This window comes from Staphylococcus americanisciuri (genome assembly GCF_024814435.1).
GTDB lineage: Bacteria > Bacillota > Bacilli > Staphylococcales > Staphylococcaceae > Staphylococcus > Staphylococcus americanisciuri.
The window spans coordinates 280706-301299 of the sequence record NZ_JANUXY010000001.1 but is presented as its reverse complement, the minus strand read 5'-3'; the positions used below and the strand labels follow the sequence as shown (position 1 = coordinate 301299).

At 35.9% G+C, this 20594-nt stretch carries 21 protein-coding genes; 18 read left to right on the top strand and 3 right to left on the bottom strand.

Features of this window, described 5'->3' with window-relative positions; translation table 11 throughout:
* The first annotated feature begins 27 nt into the window (after nucleotides 1-27).
* The 6 genes from NXS11_RS01460 to recO are packed head-to-tail and all read left to right on the top strand — an operon-like array spanning nucleotide 28 to nucleotide 3885.
* Nucleotides 28-972, top strand: coding sequence for a PhoH family protein (locus NXS11_RS01460; RefSeq protein ID WP_259198029.1), 945 nt, complete (start codon nucleotides 28-30; stop codon nucleotides 970-972).
* Between the two features lies 1 nt (nucleotide 973).
* On the top strand, nucleotides 974-1447 hold the full coding sequence (ybeY, locus tag NXS11_RS01455; protein WP_259198028.1) for an rRNA maturation RNase YbeY: 474 nt from the start codon (nucleotides 974-976) through the stop codon (nucleotides 1445-1447).
* Nucleotides 1447-1782, top strand: coding sequence for a diacylglycerol kinase family protein (locus NXS11_RS01450; RefSeq protein WP_259198275.1), 336 nt, complete (start codon nucleotides 1447-1449; stop codon nucleotides 1780-1782). The genes ybeY and NXS11_RS01450 overlap by 1 nt, the downstream gene beginning before the upstream one ends.
* 13 nt (nucleotides 1783-1795) lie before the next feature.
* Nucleotides 1796-2200 carry a cytidine deaminase gene (cdd, locus tag NXS11_RS01445; RefSeq protein WP_259198026.1) on the top strand — a complete coding sequence of 135 codons (405 nt, stop codon included), beginning with the start codon at nucleotides 1796-1798 and terminating at the stop codon, nucleotides 2198-2200.
* 2 nt (nucleotides 2201-2202) lie between these two features.
* Complete coding sequence (era, locus tag NXS11_RS01440) at nucleotides 2203-3099, top strand: GTPase Era (protein ID WP_259198025.1); 897 nt, start codon at nucleotides 2203-2205, stop codon at nucleotides 3097-3099.
* A 24-nt stretch (nucleotides 3100-3123) separates the two neighbouring features.
* Entirely contained in the window at nucleotides 3124-3885 is a 762-nt protein-coding gene (gene recO / locus NXS11_RS01435; protein ID WP_259198024.1) for a DNA repair protein RecO, read from the top strand.
* Between the two features lie 88 nt (nucleotides 3886-3973).
* On the opposite strand, the gene NXS11_RS01430 is transcribed toward recO, so the two are convergent.
* The gene (locus tag NXS11_RS01430; protein WP_259198023.1) at nucleotides 3974-5365 is read right to left on the bottom strand and encodes a glycine--tRNA ligase; all 1392 of its coding nucleotides are present in this window, start codon (nucleotides 5363-5365) and stop codon (nucleotides 3974-3976) included.
* A gap of 553 nt (nucleotides 5366-5918) precedes the next feature.
* Between NXS11_RS01430 and ccpN the strand changes: the two genes are divergently transcribed.
* The 6 genes from ccpN to NXS11_RS01400 all read left to right on the top strand — a co-directional run bounded on the left by ccpN (nucleotide 5919) and on the right by NXS11_RS01400 (nucleotide 12325).
* Entirely contained in the window at nucleotides 5919-6548 is a 630-nt protein-coding gene (ccpN, locus tag NXS11_RS01425) for a transcriptional regulator CcpN (protein ID WP_259198022.1), read from the top strand.
* A gap of 13 nt (nucleotides 6549-6561) precedes the next feature.
* A complete protein-coding gene (locus tag NXS11_RS01420) occupies nucleotides 6562-7386 on the top strand; it encodes a pyruvate, water dikinase regulatory protein (protein ID WP_259198019.1) in 825 nt (274 codons plus the stop codon).
* A gap of 87 nt (nucleotides 7387-7473) precedes the next feature.
* Complete coding sequence (gene dnaG / locus NXS11_RS01415; RefSeq protein WP_259198017.1) at nucleotides 7474-9261, top strand: DNA primase; 1788 nt, start codon at nucleotides 7474-7476, stop codon at nucleotides 9259-9261.
* Nucleotides 9262-9278: 17 nt separating this feature from the next.
* Entirely contained in the window at nucleotides 9279-10388 is a 1110-nt protein-coding gene (rpoD, locus tag NXS11_RS01410) for an RNA polymerase sigma factor RpoD (RefSeq protein ID WP_259198016.1), read from the top strand.
* Between the two features lie 159 nt (nucleotides 10389-10547).
* The gene (locus tag NXS11_RS01405) at nucleotides 10548-11234 is read left to right on the top strand and encodes a tRNA (adenine(22)-N(1))-methyltransferase (protein ID WP_259198015.1); all 687 of its coding nucleotides are present in this window, start codon (nucleotides 10548-10550) and stop codon (nucleotides 11232-11234) included.
* Nucleotides 11225-12325: a Nif3-like dinuclear metal center hexameric protein gene (locus NXS11_RS01400; RefSeq protein ID WP_259198014.1), complete on the top strand. Its 1101-nt coding sequence runs from the start codon at nucleotides 11225-11227 to the stop codon at nucleotides 12323-12325. Before NXS11_RS01405 ends, NXS11_RS01400 begins: the two co-directional genes overlap by 10 nt.
* A 42-nt stretch (nucleotides 12326-12367) precedes the next feature.
* Here NXS11_RS01400 and NXS11_RS01395 read toward each other — a convergent pair whose 3' ends face one another.
* Entirely contained in the window at nucleotides 12368-13336 is a 969-nt protein-coding gene (locus tag NXS11_RS01395; protein ID WP_259198012.1) for a 4-hydroxy-3-methylbut-2-enyl diphosphate reductase, read from the bottom strand.
* A gap of 458 nt (nucleotides 13337-13794) precedes the next feature.
* On the opposite strand from NXS11_RS01395, the gene NXS11_RS01390 reads away from it, so the two are divergent.
* The 5 genes from NXS11_RS01390 (at nucleotide 13795) to NXS11_RS01370 (ending at nucleotide 18186) form a co-directional block, all read left to right on the top strand.
* Nucleotides 13795-15135: a DEAD/DEAH box helicase gene (locus tag NXS11_RS01390; RefSeq protein WP_259198010.1), complete on the top strand. Its 1341-nt coding sequence runs from the start codon at nucleotides 13795-13797 to the stop codon at nucleotides 15133-15135.
* A 15-nt stretch (nucleotides 15136-15150) separates the two neighbouring features.
* Complete coding sequence (locus NXS11_RS01385) at nucleotides 15151-16041, top strand: deoxyribonuclease IV (RefSeq protein WP_259198006.1); 891 nt, start codon at nucleotides 15151-15153, stop codon at nucleotides 16039-16041.
* Between the two features lie 123 nt (nucleotides 16042-16164).
* A complete protein-coding gene (locus NXS11_RS01380) occupies nucleotides 16165-16932 on the top strand; it encodes a metal ABC transporter ATP-binding protein (RefSeq protein WP_259198004.1) in 768 nt (255 codons plus the stop codon).
* On the top strand, nucleotides 16929-17789 hold the full coding sequence (locus tag NXS11_RS01375) for a metal ABC transporter permease (protein WP_259198002.1): 861 nt from the start codon (nucleotides 16929-16931) through the stop codon (nucleotides 17787-17789). Before NXS11_RS01380 ends, NXS11_RS01375 begins: the two co-directional genes overlap by 4 nt.
* The gene (locus tag NXS11_RS01370; RefSeq protein WP_259198000.1) at nucleotides 17779-18186 is read left to right on the top strand and encodes a Fur family transcriptional regulator; all 408 of its coding nucleotides are present in this window, start codon (nucleotides 17779-17781) and stop codon (nucleotides 18184-18186) included. The genes NXS11_RS01375 and NXS11_RS01370 overlap by 11 nt, the downstream gene beginning before the upstream one ends.
* A gap of 231 nt (nucleotides 18187-18417) precedes the next feature.
* Here NXS11_RS01370 and ispG read toward each other — a convergent pair whose 3' ends face one another.
* On the bottom strand, nucleotides 18418-19518 hold the full coding sequence (gene ispG, locus NXS11_RS01365; protein ID WP_263009875.1) for a flavodoxin-dependent (E)-4-hydroxy-3-methylbut-2-enyl-diphosphate synthase: 1101 nt from the start codon (nucleotides 19516-19518) through the stop codon (nucleotides 18418-18420).
* A gap of 273 nt (nucleotides 19519-19791) precedes the next feature.
* On the opposite strand from ispG, the gene NXS11_RS01360 reads away from it, so the two are divergent.
* Nucleotides 19792-20391, top strand: coding sequence for a superoxide dismutase (locus tag NXS11_RS01360; RefSeq protein WP_259197998.1), 600 nt, complete (start codon nucleotides 19792-19794; stop codon nucleotides 20389-20391).
* Nucleotides 20392-20594 lie beyond the last annotated feature (203 nt).

Here is a 20594-nt window from a genome sequence, read left to right as displayed (position 1 = left end):
ATTATTATGATGAAAAGGAGCGACTGTATGCCTGGAATTATTCAGATAGATGATATCCACCAAGCACAAGCGCTATTAGGTAATAATGATGAACATATTGCGCTGGTTGAAAATGCTTTTGGTGTTATCATACATGCGCGTGGACAAGAAGTTGCTGTAAAAGGTCAAAAACTCAAGGATGTTACAGCAGCAGAATCAGTATTGCACAATTTGTTAAAAGTTATCGAAAAAGGGGAGTCTATTAGTGTTAAGGATGTACAAGCTGCTATTAAGATGGCACAGAATGGTACTATTGAACACTTGATTGACCTATATGATGAGGCTATTACAAAAGATGCGTATGGTAAAACGATTCGACCTAAAACGATGGGACAACGTATGTATGTGCATGCTATGAAGCAGCATGACCTCGTTTTTGGTATCGGACCCGCTGGAACAGGGAAAACATTTTTAGCAGTCGTTTATGCTGCAAAAGCATTGCGTGCAGGACAAGTAAAGCGAATTGTATTAACTAGACCAGCTGTAGAAGCAGGCGAATCTTTAGGGTTTTTGCCAGGAGATTTGAAAGAGAAAGTAGATCCATATTTACGCCCCTTATATGATGGTTTACATACAGTCTTAGGTGTTGAACAAACAACGCGTTTTATCGAGCGTGGGGTTATCGAAATCGCGCCACTTGCTTATATGAGAGGTCGTACTTTAGATGATGCGTTCGTCATTTTAGATGAAGCTCAAAATACCACACAAGCACAGATGAAGATGTTTTTAACACGTCTTGGATTTGGTTCTAAGATGGTTGTGACGGGTGATAAAACTCAAGTTGATTTGCCTAAAGGTGTGAAGAGTGGTTTGGTTGAAGCTGAACAACGTCTCACAGGTCTTAAAGGGTTAAGCATTCAACAGCTTGATCAAGAAGATGTTGTACGCCATCCACTTGTTGGACGTATTATTAGTAGATATGAGGAGGAGTAAGATGTTCACGATTGATTTTAATGACCATACTGGTTTAGTTGAGCAGACATGGATTGACCAAATCGACGCACTATTAACTTTCGCAAAAACACAAGAAAAAATTGATGAAGATGCAGAACTCTCAGTCAGTTTTGTAGATGAATCAGAAATTCAAACGATTAACCGCGATTATCGTGATAAAGATCAAGTAACAGATGTCATTTCTTTTGCATTTGAAGAAGATGATGATGTATTTAATGGCTTTGAAGGCGAAGAAGTGCCTAGAGTATTAGGGGATATTATCATTTGTACGGATGTTGCTAAAAAACAAGCTGAGCAATACAATCATTCGTTCGAGCGAGAACTAGGATTTTTGGCATTACATGGTTTCTTACATCTGCTAGGCTATGATCATATGACTGAACTTGAAGAGCAAGAGATGTTTGGTCGCCAAGATAGTATTCTTACATCATTTGGCTTAACGAGAGATGTATGATTAAGCGCTTCACACATGCCTTTGAAGGCGGACGGACACTTTTTCGCAAAGACCATAACTTTTTAACTCACATTCTAGCAGGTTGTATGGCTATTATTTTAGGATTTATTTATCATATAAGTATGATAGAATGGGTTTTTGTCATGACCGCTATCGCACTCGTTTTGCTTGCAGAAGCGATTAACACTGCGATTGAGTATACGGTTGACCTTATTACTGATGAATATGACATCAAAGCAAAACATGCCAAAGATATTGCGGCGTTCAGTGTTTTGCTCGCTTCAGTCTTCGCACTAATTATCGGCATAATTATATTTTTACCTAAACTTTTTTGAGGAGATGACAAACATGACTTATACAGAAAAGAATTTTGAAGAAGTAAGAAAAGCTCAACAGAACGCTTATGCACCCTATAGCAATTTCAAAGTTGGTGCATATCTTGTAACGAAAGATGGTAAAACTTTTTATGGTGCGAATATCGAGAATGCTGCATATCCTGCAACGATCTGTGCAGAGCGTTCAGCACTTGTTGCAGCTATGTCACAAGGCTACCGTCCTGGAGATTTTGCCTCTATTACTGTCACAGTGGATAGTGAGATTGTATCTTCGCCATGTGGTACATGTAGACAAGTATTAAAAGAATTATGTGATGATGATATGCCTATTTATATGACGAATCATAAAGGGAATATGAAGTCATTAACTGTTGAAGAATTATTACCGCTTGGATTTTCAGGAAAGGATTTAAATTGATAATGAAAGAATATAAATCAGGATTTGTTACAATTATTGGACGTCCTAATGTTGGAAAATCAACTTTTGTTAATAGAGTGATTGGTCACAAAATTGCGATTATGTCGGATAAAGCGCAAACGACACGCAATAAAATTCAAGGCGTTATGACTCAAGATGATGCACAAATCATTTTTTTAGACACACCAGGTATTCATAAACCTAAACATAAATTAGGTGACTATATGATGAAAGTTGCCAAAAATACACTGTCTGAAATTGATGCTGTTATGTTTATGGTCAATGCAAATGAAGACATTGGTCGTGGTGACAAGTATATTATGGAAATGCTCAAAACTGTTAAAACGCCTGTCTTTTTAGTTTTAAACAAAATTGATCTTGTTCATCCAGATGATTTAATGCCTAAAATCGAACAGTATCAGTCTTATATGTCATTTGCAGAAATCATTCCAATTTCAGCGCTAGAAGGACACAATGTTGAGCATTTTCTAAATGTCTTAAAAACCTACTTACCAGAAGGTCCACAATATTATCCAGATGGTCAAATATCCGATCATCCAGAGCAATTTGTTGTTAGTGAATTGATTCGTGAAAAAATATTACAAACAACTTCAGAAGAGATACCACATTCAATTGGAGTTAATGTAGAACGCATGGTACAAGAATCAGAGGATCGTGTTAGGGTCGAAGCTGTGATATATGTAGAACGAGATTCACAAAAAGGCATTGTCATTGGTAAAGGTGGTAAGAAATTAAAAGAAATTGGTAAACGTGCTCGTCTCGATATTGAACATTTGCTAGGTTCCAAAGTTTATCTCGATTTATGGGTTAAAGTTCAAAAAGATTGGCGAAACAAATCTCATTTTATTAAACAAATGGGTTATGTAGAAGACGAATAGATAACAAACAAGGTGGGGCGATAAATGCTCGTCAAACAAAAAGGGATTATTATTAAAACTGTAGACTACGGTGAATCTGACAAAATTATCACGATACTGAATGAGCATGGTGCCAAAATCCCCCTTATGGTACGGCGTGCGAAAAAATCAAAAACAGGGCTACAAGCAACGACACAGCTATTTGTAGAAGGTCTGTTTATTTATAATAAATGGCGAGGAATGGGAACTTTAAACTCCATTGACGTATTAAACAGCCATTATGATTTACGCATGGATTTGTTCACGAATAGTTATGCTAGCTTATGCCTTGAAACTATCGATGGCGCATTAGATGCAGAACAGGTGGATGCACAGCTGTATGCACTATTATCGTTTGCCCTGACACAGATAGATTCAGGTGTGTCAGCACAACTTGTTGCGAATATTGTGATGTTAAAGTGTATATATTACTATGGGTTTGATATCAACCTAACCCAATGTGCCATTAAGCATACTGAACAGCCAGGTGAGTTTGTAGGTTATAGCTTTAAATATGATGGTGTAATATCTAGAGCTGTTGCACATTTAGATTCGCACTTAATGCCATTATCAAATAAAGTCATCTATTTGATGGCAATCTTAAAAAAACTTCCTTTAAGTAAAATCAATTCCATCTCGATACACGATGACATTGTTGAAGAAATGTCTCAGTTTATTTTATTGATTTATAAAGAGTATGCTGGTGTATACTTCAAAAGCCAGCGGATGATTAATCAGTTAAAACGCTTTAATATCAATTTGGAATAAATACAGCTATTTCAAATTTTATAAACGATAAAAGCATTACATCTTATGGTTTCATAAAATGTAATGCTTTTTTTAGGATATTAGGATATTAGAATTTTACTTTTTCAGCTAAAAATGCGTTCAATTCACTAATTGGCATACGTACTTGTTCCATTGTATCACGATGACGCACTGTGACTTGTTGGTCTTCAAGTGAATCAAAGTCAAATGTAATACAATATGGCGTACCAATTTCATCTTGTCGACGGTAACGTTTACCAATTGATTGTGATTCATCAAAGTCGACTACAAAATCTTCACTTAGTTGTTCATATACTTTAATGGCATCTGCAGACAATTTCTTGCTTAAAGGTAAAACGGCTGCTTTGTATGGTGCGATAGCAGGGTGGAAGTGTAATACAGTACGTGCATCTTTACTACCTTCAACACCTTCTTCATCATATGCATCACATAAAAATGCAAGTGTCACACGATCTGCACCGAGTGATGGTTCAATACAATATGGAATATATTTTTCATTTGTTTCAGGATCATGGTATCTGAAGTCGTCACCAGAGTGCTCGCTATGTTGTTTTAAGTCAAAATCGGTACGACTTGCGATACCCCATAATTCACCCCAGCCGAATGGGAAACGGAATTCAATATCAGTTGTCGCATTAGAGTAGTGAGATAATTCATCTTCATCATGATCACGCAAACGCAAATTTTCTTCGTTTAACCCTAAATCTTTTAACCATTTAGCTGCATATTCTTTCCAATAATTTTGCCATTCAATTTCAGTACCTGGTTTACAGAAGAACTCAAGTTCCATTTGTTCAAATTCTCTTGTACGGAAAATAAAGTTACCTGGTGTAATCTCGTTACGGAATGACTTACCAATCTGTCCGATACCAAACGGCAATTTTTTTCTCATAGAACGTTGTACATTTTTATAGTTCACAAAAATCCCTTGTGCTGTTTCAGGGCGCATAAAGATTTCGTTAGTTGAATCTTCAGTCACACCTTGGAACGTCTTGAACATAAGGTTGAACTGACGAATATCTGTCCAATTTGCTGTACCACTGACTGGACATGTAATACCTTCTTCATCGATTAATCGTTTCATTTCATCGAAGCTCATGCCATCAGCAATAAAGTTTTCATCACCTTTAACATTTGCCATGTAATCTTCAATTAATTTGTCCGCACGATAACGAATTTTACTGTCTTTGTTGTCGATCATCGGATCATTGAAATTACCAATGTGTCCAGAAGCTTCCCACGTTTTTGGGTTCATTAAAATCGCTGCATCCAAACCAACATTATAAGGTGATTGCGTAATAAATTTTTTCCACCATGCTTTTTTAATATTATTTTTCAATTCAACACCTAATGGACCATAATCCCATGTATTCGCAAGTCCACCATAAATTTCACTACCTGGAAAAACGAATCCTCTGTGTTTCGCTAATTGCACAATTGTATCCATATTTTTTGCCATAGTTGTTCACTCCTTCAAAATAAAAAGCCCCAAGGAAAAGAAAAGACTTCTTAACCTTGGGACGAATTAACATTATTGTAATCCGCGGTTCCACCCAAATTAGTGTCGCCACTCACTTTAATATCGTTTAGTTGTATGCCATTGGTTAATGTTAAGCTTTCACCGACCTTAACTCGCTTTATTCACCATTTTATGCTATCAATCATAGAAAGGCAAGTGAAAACATAATTGTATAACAATAAATTACAAGCTATAATAGTATTTATACTAAAATTCATTGATATAAAATATATGCAAGATAGCTTTTAGACATTAATAGCTTATAATAAAACAAATAAATATGATGCTAATATGTAAAAAAGGAGGCAATTCTACTATTTAATCAGCATGAGGTTGGGACAATATAGTTAGGATTTGAATAGAACTAAATGATATCATTAAGGTTATCGACAATAGCTGAATAGCGTGTTGTGAAGTCCTGTCGAAAGCGTTACTTTTCGAACACTGACAATCAGATGCCTAACATAAATCTCAACCCCTTAAATAGTTAGAGATGATTATCGAACTTAATCAACGCCAAGAAAAAATCATTGAAATTGTGAAATCATCGGGTCCTATTACTGGAGAAAAAATAGCAGAGCAGCTCAATTTGACAAGAGCAACTTTGAGACCTGATCTCGCTATTTTAACTATGTCTGGATTTCTAGAAGCTAGACCACGTGTTGGCTATTTTTATTCTGGGAAGTCGCGTTCTCAATTTTTAACAGAACCTCTTAAAAATCTAATTGTCAAAGATTATCAGTCACATCCTGTTATTTTAAAAAGTGATGTAACTGTCTATGACGCAATTTGTTCTATTTTTATTGAAGATGTTGGAACACTGTTTATCGTAAACGAAGAGAACAATCTTGTGGGCGTCGTTTCACGCAAAGACTTATTGCGTGCTTCAATGGCAGGACAAGATATTCATCATATGCCTGTTAATATCATTATGACACGCATGCCCAATATTGTGTTATTGAAAGAAAAAGATTATGTACTTTATGCAGCGAAACAAATGATTACCAAAGAAATTGACTCGATTCCTGTCGTCAAAGAAAAAGGAAATGGTAATTATGAAGTAACTGGACGTATTTCTAAAACCACAATTACTAAATTATTTGTATCATTATTCGACCAATAGGAGGCTATCTGCAATGACGAATACAAAAATAATAATCGCATCAGACTCAGTTGGTGAAACAGCCGAACTTGTTGCTAAAGCATGTATGTCACAGTTCAATAGCTGTGAATTAACATCAGAAATCTTACGTTACCCATATATCGAAACAACACAAAATGTAGACGATGTTATCGCAATCGCGAAGGAATGTGACAGCATTGTTATCTATACACTTGTTAAACCCGATATCCGTGAATATATGGAAAAACTCATTGTCGAACATAATATTAAATCCGTGGATATTATGGGGCCTATTATGCAGACGATGGAACACGTTTTTAAACAAGCACCATTGAATGAGCCAGGGATTGTTCATAAACTAGATGAAGATTATTTCAAAAAAATTGAAGCAATGGAGTTTGCGGTGAAATATGACGATGGTAAAGATCCAAAAGGGTTACCAAAGGCAGATATTGTACTCATAGGTGTTTCACGCACATCTAAAACACCTATTTCTCAATATTTAGCACACAAACGCTATAAAGTTATGAATGTACCTATCGTTCCTGAAGTATCACCACCAGATATGTTATTTGAAATTGATCCTAAAAAATGTGTGGCACTCAAAATCAGTCCTGACAAATTAAATGCCATTCGCAAAGAACGTCTCAAACAACTTGGCTTATCCGATTCAGCACGCTATGCCAACGATAAACGCATAGAAGAAGAACTTGATTATTTCAACCGCATTGTTGAGAAAATAGGCTGCCCTGTATTAGACGTTTCAGAAAAAGCAATTGAAGAAACCGCAAATAACATTATTCAAATAATTGAGCATAAAGATTCCATTTTAAATTAAGAAACTGTATACTAGAGTTGTTATTCTGTGTTTATTAACTATGCCAGGCGTATCGAATAGTAGAAGATAAATTGATAGGTGATGTCTGTGAGAATACCACAAGCAACAATTGATGAAATAAAGCAAAATACAGATATTTTAGATGTTGTCAGTGAATATGTAAAATTAGAAAAAAGAGGACGCAATTACATTGGTTTGTGTCCTTTTCATGATGAAAAAACACCGTCATTCACAGTATCAGAAGATAAACAAATCTGTCACTGTTTCGGTTGCAAAAAAGGTGGCAATGTATTTCAGTTTATTCAAGAAATTGAAAAGATTTCATTCACTGAAGCTGTAAAGCATCTCGGTGAACGTGCCAATATCAAAGTTCAAACTTCTCTTGAAACGGTCAAACAAGATGTTGCATCTGATGATTTGTTGATGATTCAAATGCATGAAGAACTACTCGATTACTATCATTACTTATTGAAAAAAACAGTAGAAGGTGAAACAGCTTTAAAATACCTTTACAGTAGGGGCTTTACTGACGAAATGATTGATCGCCGTAAAATTGGCTATGCACCTGATGCAGCTAATTTTGCTACAGATTATATGCAGAAAAAAGGCTACGATTTATCATTGGGCTATGAGGCAGGTATTCTATCAAGAAACGAGTCTACTTTTAATTATTATGATAGATTTCGTGACCGTATTATTTTTCCTTTACCAAATGCACAAGGACGTATTATCGGCTATTCTGGTCGTGCTTATCACGATGATCAAACACCTAAATATTTGAATAGTCCCGAGTCACCTATCTTCCAAAAACGTAAATTGCTTTATAATCTAGATAAAGCACGTAAAAGTATTCGTCAACAAGATGAAATTATCCTATTAGAAGGATTTATGGATGTCATTAAAACGAGTGAAGCCGGTCTCGATAATGTGGTCGCTAGCATGGGAACACAGATATCGAAAGAACACATGACGCTTCTCAAAAAGCTATGTAAAAACGTCACAATGATGTTTGATGGTGATTTCGCAGGTACGCAAGCCACACTGAAAACAGGTCAAGCTTTATTAGAACAGCAATTCGATGTATTTGTGATTCAACTACCAGCAGATATGGATCCGGATGAATATATTGAAAAGTATGGCGCTGACCGTTTTTTAGACTTTGTAGCAAATGAAAAAAAATCATTCGTGTCGTTTAAATTAAAACAACATGAACATGAGATTCAACATAACGACTTAGCTTATGAACAGCATTATAAATCATTTATTGAAGATGCCACATTTATACAATCTCAAATTTTACGACAAAAAATAGTATCTGAAGCTGCACAAGTGTTTAAAATACCATCAGAACGTCTATTACAAATAGTAGAACAACGTCAACCTCAAAATAGCTATCAGCAGACACATAACGTTCATCAATTTGTTCAACCGAGCAAACTTTCTAAAAATGAAAAAGCTGAACGTGCAATTTTGAAGCACTTTTTCAATGATAAAGCGCTATTTTTACGTTTTTATCAAGATATTGATGAAAGCGACTTTACAAATGAACATTTTAAACGTATATTTAATGTCTTACAGGAATATTATGCAGAATATGAGCAATTTACAATTAGTGATATACTCGGGTATGTTACTAACGATACGATTAAAGAAACGCTTATACAGCTCGTAGATTACCCATTGAATCACAGTCCGTATGATCACGAAATATTAGATTATATTTCAGTGATAACATCCAATCGTTCAACTGATAGCTTAGAAACACTGCAAGTCAAGTTAAATGAAGCCATTCGTATTGGGGATAGTGAAGTACAAAAATATTATTTAGAACAGATTGTAAATAAAAAAAGAGAGCAATTAAGAAGTAAAGATTAATTCCGGGAGGCCTTTTTATGTCTGACAACCAAGTAAAAGTAATCAAAAAAGAAACAATCGATCCGACACTCACAATTGAAGATGTGAAGAAACAATTGATTGAAAAAGGAAAAAAAGAGGGTCATTTAAGCCATGAAGAGGTAGCAGACAAACTGCAAAATTTTGAGATGGATTCTGATCAAATGGATGAATTTTTTGACATGATTAACGATAATGACATCCAACTGGTTAATGAAAAAGACAGCTCGGATACCGACGAAAAGTTAAACCCGAATGATTTGAGTGCACCTCCAGGTGTTAAAATTAACGATCCCGTTCGCATGTACTTGAAAGAAATCGGGCGTGTTAACTTACTAAGTGCACAAGAAGAGATTGAACTCGCCAAAAAAATCGAGCAAGGGGATGAAGTTGCAAAAGCACGTCTAGCTGAAGCCAATTTACGTCTTGTCGTCAGCATTGCCAAACGATATGTGGGTCGTGGCATGCTATTCCTAGACCTCATTCAAGAAGGGAACATGGGCTTAATCAAAGCGGTTGAAAAGTTTGATTTTAGTAAAGGTTTCAAATTTTCAACATATGCGACATGGTGGATTCGTCAGGCAATCACACGTGCTATTGCTGACCAAGCTCGTACGATTCGTATCCCAGTGCACATGGTCGAAACAATTAATAAGTTAATTCGTGTACAGCGTCAATTACTTCAAGATTTAGGTCGTGATCCACTTCCAGAAGAAATTGGGGAAGAAATGGATTTACCACCAGAAAAAGTACGCGAAATCTTAAAAATTGCACAAGAGCCTGTCTCTTTAGAAACACCTATTGGGGAAGAAGACGATAGTCATTTAGGTGATTTCATTGAAGACCAAGAAGCACAAAGTCCATCTGATCACGCTGCTTATGAGCTATTGAAAGAACAATTAGAAGATGTTTTAGATACATTGACAGATCGTGAAGAAAACGTATTGCGTTTACGTTTCGGCTTAGATGACGGTCGCACACGCACACTTGAAGAAGTCGGCAAAGTTTTTGGTGTAACAAGAGAGCGTATTCGACAAATTGAAGCCAAAGCATTGCGTAAGTTAAGACATCCAAGTCGCAGTAAACGACTTAAAGACTTTATGGATTAATCCTAATCCAAGATATCGTATTAAATAAATGAAGAGACGGGAATATGAACCATTTTAAACAATGTGACAATATTCCCGTTTTTTCGTATGTCTCATAGTCGCAATGCCTAAAAGTTTGTATAATAGCACTATAGTTGTATTTTTAAAGGAGTCACAAAAATGATACCAATTAATCGACGTTTACAAAAAGTGAGTGAATACATTATAGGAGATCAACTCGCCGATATCGGGTCTGATCATGCTTTTTTACCGATGTACGCACTTGAACAAGGGCAAATTCAATCTGCCATTGCCGGAGAAGTTATTCCCGGTCCTTATAAAGCTGCCGTCACAAGTGTTGAACGACACGGTTATCAAAATCACATTGATATTCGCTTGGGAAACGGTCTGACAATCTTAAATCCTGAAACAGATCATGTAGACACTATTACAATCTGTGGGATGGGGGGACCACTCATCGCTAAAATCCTAAATGAAGGCTTTAAGCATGTTCCTTATAGACCTAGATTTGTTCTACAATCAAATATTCAATCGGAACCAATTCGTCAATTTTTACAGTCAAACGGTTATCAAATTGTGACTGAGACATTAATTAAAGAACGTGCACACATTTATGAAATTATTGTTGCAGATGCTGGATCTATGACATTATCATCGAGAGATTTAAAATTTGGACCATTTCTGCATCCTCAACCATCAAAATTATTTGTTGAAAAATGGACGCGTGAAATAGAAGCCTTACAAGATATAAAAAAACAGCTCGATCCAATTCGACACCAAGTAAGATATGATGAAATTACAAAACAAGAAAATGAAATTAAAGAGGTGCTGAAACAATGCAATTAAAAACACTTCTAGACATTCTGAATGAACATGTACCATTCGATAGTGCCGAATCATGGGACAATGTAGGTCTACTTATCGGGGATCCGTCATCAGATGTTTTGGGCATTATGACGACATTAGACTGTACTGCTGATGTGGTCGATGAAGCTATAAAAAAAGAATGCAATACCATCGTTGCACATCATCCTCTAATTTTTAAAGGTATGCGCTCAATTACTGCTAATGATGGATATGGTCACATCATTTACAAATTGATTCAACATAATATAAATTTGATCGCACTGCATACAAATCTTGATGTCCATCCACGAGGTGTTAATGCGATGCTTGCAGATTGTTTGCAGTTACAAGATACTAAGATTCTACTGCCTGAAACAGCAACGTATTATAAAGTTCAAGTTTATATTCCTGAAGAAAATGCAGCATCTTTTAAATTACAACTAGCTGCTCAAGGAATAGCAACAGAAGGAAACTACGAGCATGCCTTTTTTAACACAAAAGGGGAAGGACAATTCAGACCAGTCGGTGATGCACAACCCCATATCGGTCGAATGAATGAAATTGAAACAGTATGTGAAACAAAAATAGAATTTATGATTGAGGCTTCACAACAATCATTAACTAAATCTCTTATTACTCAACATCACCCATATGAAACACCTGTATTTGACTTTATCCCGATGCAAAAAGAATGCCATAGTGGTTTAGGAATGATTGGAACATTATCAGAAGCGATGACAGTTGAAGAATTTATCAATCATGTTAAAAAACAATTAGACATGCCGAGCATACGATTCATTGGAGATTCTGAAGCTACAATAAAAACCGTTGCGCTCGTCGGTGGTTCAGGTATAGGCTATGAATCATCTGCTGCACAACAAGGCGCAGACATTTTTCTGACAGGTGATATTAAACACCATGATGCACTTGATGCTAAGATTGCCGGAATGAATTTGTTGGATATTAATCATTATAGTGAGCATGTTATGAAAGAAGGACTTGTTGCGTTGTTGACTGAATGGTTAACCAATCAGTACGATAGTTCGATTTATGCATCAACCGTAAACACAGATCCTTATCAATATATGTAACGAAAACCCCCTCTCTTCTTTTTAGATTGGAGGGGGTTTCGACTATTCCATAATTTTTACAGGCTTTGCTTTTTTTATTTTAGGTAGTATTTTTTCAACAGGAACATGAGAAGCTGTGTTGTGTGTTGCTGGATCTAGTGGATTATAATTGTTAAAAAAGTTAATGACTTCTTTAACAATCGGTGTTGGTGTTGAAGCACCAGCAGTAACTGCTACCGTTTCAACACCTTCAAGCCATGCTAAATCAAGCTGAGAGATGTCAGCAATGCGATATGAATTCGTATTCGCTATATCTCGAGAGACTTGTGCCAATCGATTAGAATTGTTGCTCTTAGGGTCTCCTACAACTATTAATAAGTCAGCTTCACCCGCTTGATTGGCCACCGCTTCTTGACGAACTTGCGTTGCTTGACAAATTTCTTTATGTTGCTCGATATGTGGATACTTCGCTTGTAATTCTTCCATTAATTCGAGTACATCCCATTGAGACATCGTTGTTTGATTGGTCACAATCAATGGATGATCATACAAGTTATCTGGCAGCGTTTTGATATCCTCTTTCGTTTCTACAAGATGCACAATTTCTGGGGCGACACCAACAGCTCCCTCAGGCTCTGGATGACCTTTCTTACCAATGTACACCACATGATAGCCAGCCGCTTTCTTCTCCCTAATCAGTTCGTGAGTATTTTCGACGTCTGGACATGTTGCATCAATACAAGTCAATCCTTTATCTCTTGCTCGTTGTTTAACTTCAGGTGAAACACCATGTGCCGTAAAAATAACTGTACCTTTATCAATTTGTTCTAAAATTTTAAGTCTATTGGGTCCATCTAAAGTGATAATACCATCTGATTCGAATGCATCTGTTACATGTTTGTTATGCACAATCATTCCAAGGATATATATAGGACGTGGTAGGTTAGGATCTAAAGATGCATTGCGTGCAATCACCATTGCATCAACAACACCATAACAATAGCCACGTGGGGTGATTTTTATAATTTCCATAGATTTCACGAACCTCCTTCGACTTTTCATTATACCAACATCTGTTTCCCATTAAAAGAAAAGGGGGACAGCATATGAGTATAAAATATGGGTCTAAGCTCTAGAAGAGAGAATATTGAAGGCAAAAATAATTAGGACTTTGGCAAAAGCGCTAAAATAAAATAAAAGTCGTAGCCGTTAGAATTTACGATACCCACCATAGACTGGTACATTAATGGAGAAAACTATCCAAAGTGAGAACATGTTGTAAAAGGCAGTGATTGACTGAAGTGCACGCAGTTTTACTGGGGAGGGACAAACGCATCTTTGTTAGAAAAATGAGGTTCCTGTTCATTCTAAAATATATATATAAGATGAATACAAAAATTGTATTTTCATGGCACAATCATGTATTGTTTATTTTCATTACGCAATATTTCATTTATAATATAGAGATGAATCTTTAAGGAGGCCAAATAATGGCAAAGCATCCATTCGAGCAATTTAATTTTGACTCAGATATTTTAGCAGCAATTGACGCATTAAATTTTAAACAACCAACTGATATACAACAACGGGTAATCCCGAAAATGATGAAATATACTAATATTATTGGACAATCACAAACAGGAACAGGAAAGTCACATGCTTTCTTACTCCCATTATTTCATCAAATAGATTCTAGTATTTCTGAACCACAAGCAATTATCGTGGCACCCACACGTGAGTTAGCCACACAATTATACCATGCGGCACTGCAATTGGCAGAACATAAACAAGGTGTCAAAGTAAGCTTATTTATTGGTGGTACTGATTTTGAAAAAGACAAGCAAAAAACAACGATTCAACCTCAATTAGTTATTGGGACACCTACACGTATTAATGATTTAGCTAAAATTGGTGCCTTGCATGTTCATCTAGCACATTATCTAGTCGTTGATGAAGCAGATTTGATGATTGATCTAGGCTTAATACAAGAAGTGGATCAAATCGCAGCAAGACTCGATGATAATACTAAAATGGCCGTATTCAGCGCAACAATTCCTAAATCGTTACATCCATTTCTCAATAAATACTTAGAAAACCCAACATTTATTGAAGTAAAGACAACATCAAAAAATAAAAGCAGCATTCAATTTTATCTTATTCCTACACGTGGAGCAGCAAAAATTGAAAAAACGATTGAACTTATTCACATACTAAACCCGTATCTTGGTATTATCTTCTGTAACAGTCGTGAAAATGCTGATCACTTGGCACAGCAACTGACAGCTGAGGGGATTCAAGTAGGGATGATTCATGGTGGTTTATCGCCACGTGAACGTAAACAACAAATGAAACGTATCCGCAACTTAGATTTTCAATATGTTATTGCTAGTGACTTGGCATCACGTGGTATTGATATAGAAGGCGTTAGCCATGTCATCAACTTTGATGTACCAAAAGATATCGACTTCTTCACTCATCGCGTTGGACGTACGGGGCGCGGTAATTATAAAGGTATTGCGATCACACTATATACACCGGACGAAGAAGCTTTAATTCAACAAATTGAAACCAAAGGCTACCATTTTGAAAATGTAGATGTAAAAAATGGTGAACTCGTTCCGATTAAAGCACATAACACACGTCGCTTACGCCAAAAACAAGATGATCACATCACACAGCAAGTAAGACATAAAGTTAAATGCAACAATAAGAAAAAAGTGAAGCCAGGCTATAAGAAAAAGTTTAATCAAGAACTTGAAAATCTAAAGCGACAAGAAAAGCGCCAATTTAGTCGTCGTAAAAACCGACAAAATCGTAAAAATAAAAAATAAAGGCAGGATGATAAGATGTTAATTGGATCACACGTATCAATGAGTGGTAAAAAAATGCTTCAAGGATCAGCAGAAGAAGCACATAGCTATGGGGCATCGACATTTATGATATATACGGGGGCACCTCAAAACACACGTCGTAAGCCTATTGAAGAACTCAATATTGCAAGCGGTCAAGCAGCGATGAAAAATTATGGGTTATCGAATATTATCGTACATGCGCCTTACATTATTAATATTGCAAATACTAATAAGCCAGAAGTGTTCCAGCTGGGGGTCGATTTCTTACAAAATGAAATTGAGCGTACAGAACAAATCGGTGCACGTGATATCGTTTTGCATCCAGGTGCACATGTCGGTGCCGGTGCTGAAGCAGGAATCAAACGCATTATAGAAGGGCTTAATGAAGTTCTCAGCAACAACAATAACGTCCGTATCGCGCTAGAAACAATGGCAGGTAAAGGGTCAGAAATCGGGCGTACATTTGAGGAAATTGCACAAATTATCGACGGTGTTCACAATAATGAGCGATTATCAGTTTGCTTGGATACGTGTCATATTCATGATGCAGGTTATGATGTTGTTAATGACTTCGATGGCGTACTAAATACATTTGATAAAATTGTCGGTGTCGATAGAATCAAGGTCGTACATGTCAACGATAGCAAAAATCCCGTTGGTGCACATAAAGATCGCCATGAGAATATAGGCTTTGGTCATATAGGATTTGATGCTTTAAATTATGTTGTGCATCATGAACAATTTAAAGGTATCCCCAAAATTTTAGAAACACCCTATGTAGGTGAAGATAAAAAGAATAAAAAGCCGCCATATGCATATGAAATTGAAGCTTTCCGTAAGCAACAATTCGATGCTGAAATGAAAGATAAAATTTTGGCGCAATAAGTTAAACATACTGAGCTATACATACAATCCCAACCTAGCTATGTATAGCTTTTTAGCATTCCGTAAGCATTACTATTTACATTTTATTACTAGCCGTATATAGTAATGTTGAGGTGAACGAATATGCAACCGGTTTTTGAATTGAAAGATATCGACTTCTATTTTGAAAATAAAAAGGTTCTCGAAAATATTAATATTCGTATTAACAAAGGGGAATTTTTAGCAATTGTTGGTCCGAATGGTGCAGGTAAGTCAACATTACTCAAGCTGATTCTCGGACTCTTGCCGATACAACAAGGAGAGATTTTTGTAGATGGCATTGCTTACCACAAAAGTCTGACTACAGACAAAATAAGTTACGTATCACAAAAAGCATCTGCTGTTACGGCTGGCTTTCCTGCGACGGTGAATGAAGTTATTCTCAGCGGGCTTACACGCCAGAAAAGATTATTTAAATGGTTTAATAAACAAGATCAGGAGAAAGTCGATAGTGTCCTTGAGCGCCTTAACATCACGCAATTAAAGCATAAAAATATCGCTGAACTATCAGGGGGACAGCAGCAAAGAGTCTTAATAGCGAGAGCATTGGTAAGTAATCCAACTGTGTTAATTCTCGACGAACCAACCAATGGTATTGATGCAAAACATGTTGGCGAATTCTATGAAACACTAGAAAACTTAAAACAAGAAGGTGTAACAATCATTCTTGTCACACACGACATTGGAGTGGTGGCTGATACAGCTACAAAGGTCGCATGTATTAACAAGCACCTCCATTTTCACGGTACAGCACATGAATTTAAATCGCTTGATGAAGTTGAAATTTCAAAAATTTATGGTCACCCCATTCAATTTGTAGACCATAAACATGATAGGAATTGTTGTTTATGATAGATGCATTATTAAATTTTGAATTTATTCGATATTCATTTATTAGTGGGATACTCATTGGTTTAATCGCACCATTAATTGGAACCTTTATCGTTGTCCGAAGATTATCGTTAATAGCTGATGCCCTAAGTCATGTAACATTAGGCGGCATTTCATTCGGTATGTTTTTAGTCTCCGCAGTTCCGCTATTTGTTGATTTAAATCCAATATGGACAGGAATTCTTTTTTCAATCATTGGGGCGCTGTTAATTGAAAAACTGCGCAATTCTTACAAAAATTATCAAGAAATCGCAATTCCAATTATTATGAGCACTGGGATTGGTTTAAGTGCTATATTTATTTCTCTAGCAGATGGTTTTAACCAAGAATTAGTCGGCCTGTTATTTGGATCAATTAGCGCTGTATCATTAAGCGATCTCGTAACTATTGTTATTATCACAGTGCTTGTTTTAATATTCATCATGTTATTTTATAAAGAATTGTTTATTCTATCGTTCGATGCAGAATATAGCCAAGTCATTGGTATCCCAAAATGGATTCAATTTCTATTTATTGTCATTGTCGCATTAGTCATCTCGGCATCTATGCGCGTTATTGGTGTATTATTAGTCAGCGCACTAATAACATTACCTGTTGCCATTGCTATGCGCTGGACAAAAGGATATAAACAGTTCATTATGATGAGTATTGGAATTGGTGAGTTTTCTGTAATTTCCGGTCTAATTACAGCATTTTATTTAAATATCTCACCAGGTGGTATTATTGTAGTGATTCTTGTCTTGTTACTAGTTCTGAGCATGATTTATCAATCTATTATCGGAAAACGTGTTAAGGGGGTGACAACGGATGAAAACTGAAGAAGCAATTCAATTACTTAAGCAAGAGGGTCATAAATATACAGATAAACGCCGTGACATGATTGATATATTTGTTCAAGAAGATAAATATATCAACGCAAAACATGTACAAAAGCTAATGAATAAGACTTATCCTGGTATTTCATTCGATACAATCTACCGCAACCTCCATTTATTTAAAACATTAGGCATCATAGAAAGTACAGAGTTAGATGGAGAGATGAAATTTAGAATTGCATGCACAAATCATCACCATCATCATTTTATTTGTAAATCATGTGGAGATACAAAAGTTATTGATTATTGCCCAATGACTGAAATTAAGAAGTCATTACCAGAAGTAAAGATTGAAATGCACAAATTAGAAGTCTATGGCATTTGCGAAAATTGTCGTTAAATATTGACCTTTGTCTTGATGGTGGGATGGTATGATTAAATCATTCCACCTTTTTAGATTCTGATATTCCTCTATATCAGTGTGAATGTTTATGTATAATCTTTGCCTTGCATCAAATCATTCCTACTATCAAGTCTATAGCCAGCTTTCATCGCCAATTGATCACTATGTTGAATCAATACAAAAAAGCCCTGTAAACACTTTACTTTTGCGTCTACAGGGCTTTACTTATTACGATTGTGTTGTACTACGATTTACTTCCCATTCTGCAGCTAACTTATCTATTTCCATCTTTAATTCATCTACCATTGTTTCTTCAGGAACTTTTCTCACTGTTTTACCTTTCATAAATAAAAGGCCTTCACCACGTGCACCAGCGATACCAATATCTGCTTCACGCGCTTCACCTGGGCCATTCACCGCACAACCCAGTACAGCTACTTTTAAAGGGACTTGTAGTTTTTCAATATAGTCTTCTACTTCATTGGCAATTGAAATCAAATCAATTTCAATGCGTCCACAAGTAGGGCACGCAATTAATGTTGCAGCGTTACTTGCAAGACCAAATGCTTTTAACAGCGATTTAGCAACTTTGACTTCCTCTACAGGATCTGCAGATAGCGAAATTCTACAAGTATTACCAATTCCTAGCGCTAATATTGCACCCAATCCAGCAGATGATTTTACAGTACCATTAAAGAGCGTACCACTCTCAGTAATACCTAGGTGTAATGGATAATCGAATGCTTTTGCTGCTTTTGTGTATGCTTCAATTGCTAGATTCACATCACTTGCTTTCATAGACACGATAATGTCATGGAAATCAAGATCTTCTAAAATTTTAATATGGTGTAAAGCACTTTCAACCATTCCGTCTGCAGTAGGGTAGCCATATTTTTTAAGAATATGTTTTTCAAGAGATCCTGCATTTACACCGATACGAATTGGAATACCTTTCTTTTTACATGCTTCTACAACTGCCTCTACTTTCTCACGTCTTCCAATATTACCAGGATTAATACGAATTTTATCAGCACCATTTTCAATCGCGATTAAGGCTAATTTATAATTAAAATGAATATCTACAACAAGTGGAATATTGATTTTTGCTTTTATCTCTTTAATGGCATGTGCATCTTCTTCATTCGGACATGCTACACGAACTATTTGGCAACCAGCTTCTTCAAGACGTTTAATCTCTGCCACTGTTGCTTCAACATCATAGGTTTTAGTCGTAGTCATACTTTGAATTACAACTTCATCAGAACCACCAATTGTTAAATTACCTACTTTGACAGGTCGTGTATTTTTACGATGTGTAATTTCAGACATGTTTGAAACTCCTTTATAACAATTTAATAAATTGAAAATGCACTTTTTCAGGCTAATCTTTTCAACGTTTGTATCCATTATACAATATCGTTAGGGCGATATTCAAAACAATGATTCCTTTACATGACTTTTTATGTTTATGAATATATGAAATGTGTAATATTGTAAGTAATCCGAGTAAAAGATTCACCTTTTTTAAGCAGATTGATTGTAACACCTGTGAAAGACTTGTTATAGTGTAATTGGAATCAACAATTAGGAGGATGATTAATTATGGCATTCGAATTACCAAAATTACCTTATGCATACGACGCATTAGAACCACACTTTGATAAAGAAACAATGGAGATTCATCATACAAAGCATCATAATACTTATGTTACTAAGTTAAATGCTGCTGTTGAGGGTACTGAGTTTGAAAATAAATCTGTTGAAGAACTTGTTGCAAACTTAAATGACGTACCAGAAGATAAGCGTACTGCTGTGCGTAATAATGGGGGCGGACACTTAAACCACTCATTATTCTGGCAATTATTAACACCTAACTCAGAAGAAAAAGGTGAAGTGGTTGAAAAAATCACTGAAAAATGGGGTAGCTTAGACAGCTTCAAACAAGAATTTGCGGACAAAGCAGCTGCACGTTTTGGTTCTGGTTGGGCATGGTTAGTTGTAGACAATGGCGAATTAGCAATTGTAACAACACCAAACCAAGATAACCCAGTAACTGATGGTAAAACACCACTTTTAGGTCTTGATGTATGGGAGCATGCATACTACCTTAAATACCAAAATAAACGTCCAGACTACATCAATGCATTCTGGAATGTTGTCAACTGGGAAAAAGTAGACGAATTATATCAATCAGCTAAATAATATTGTTATCTTTGAAATTAATAACATGTAATCGTAACTAACTTTGTCATGAATACATGTTAAGTATTGAAACTTCAAGAATATACAAAAACACGCCAAAAGTACACCTTTCTATTTATTTTACAATAATTGGAAAGGTGTTTTTATATGAAAAATAAAAAATAAGACGTAACAAGACATATGTAGATTTAGATTGTTTGAAA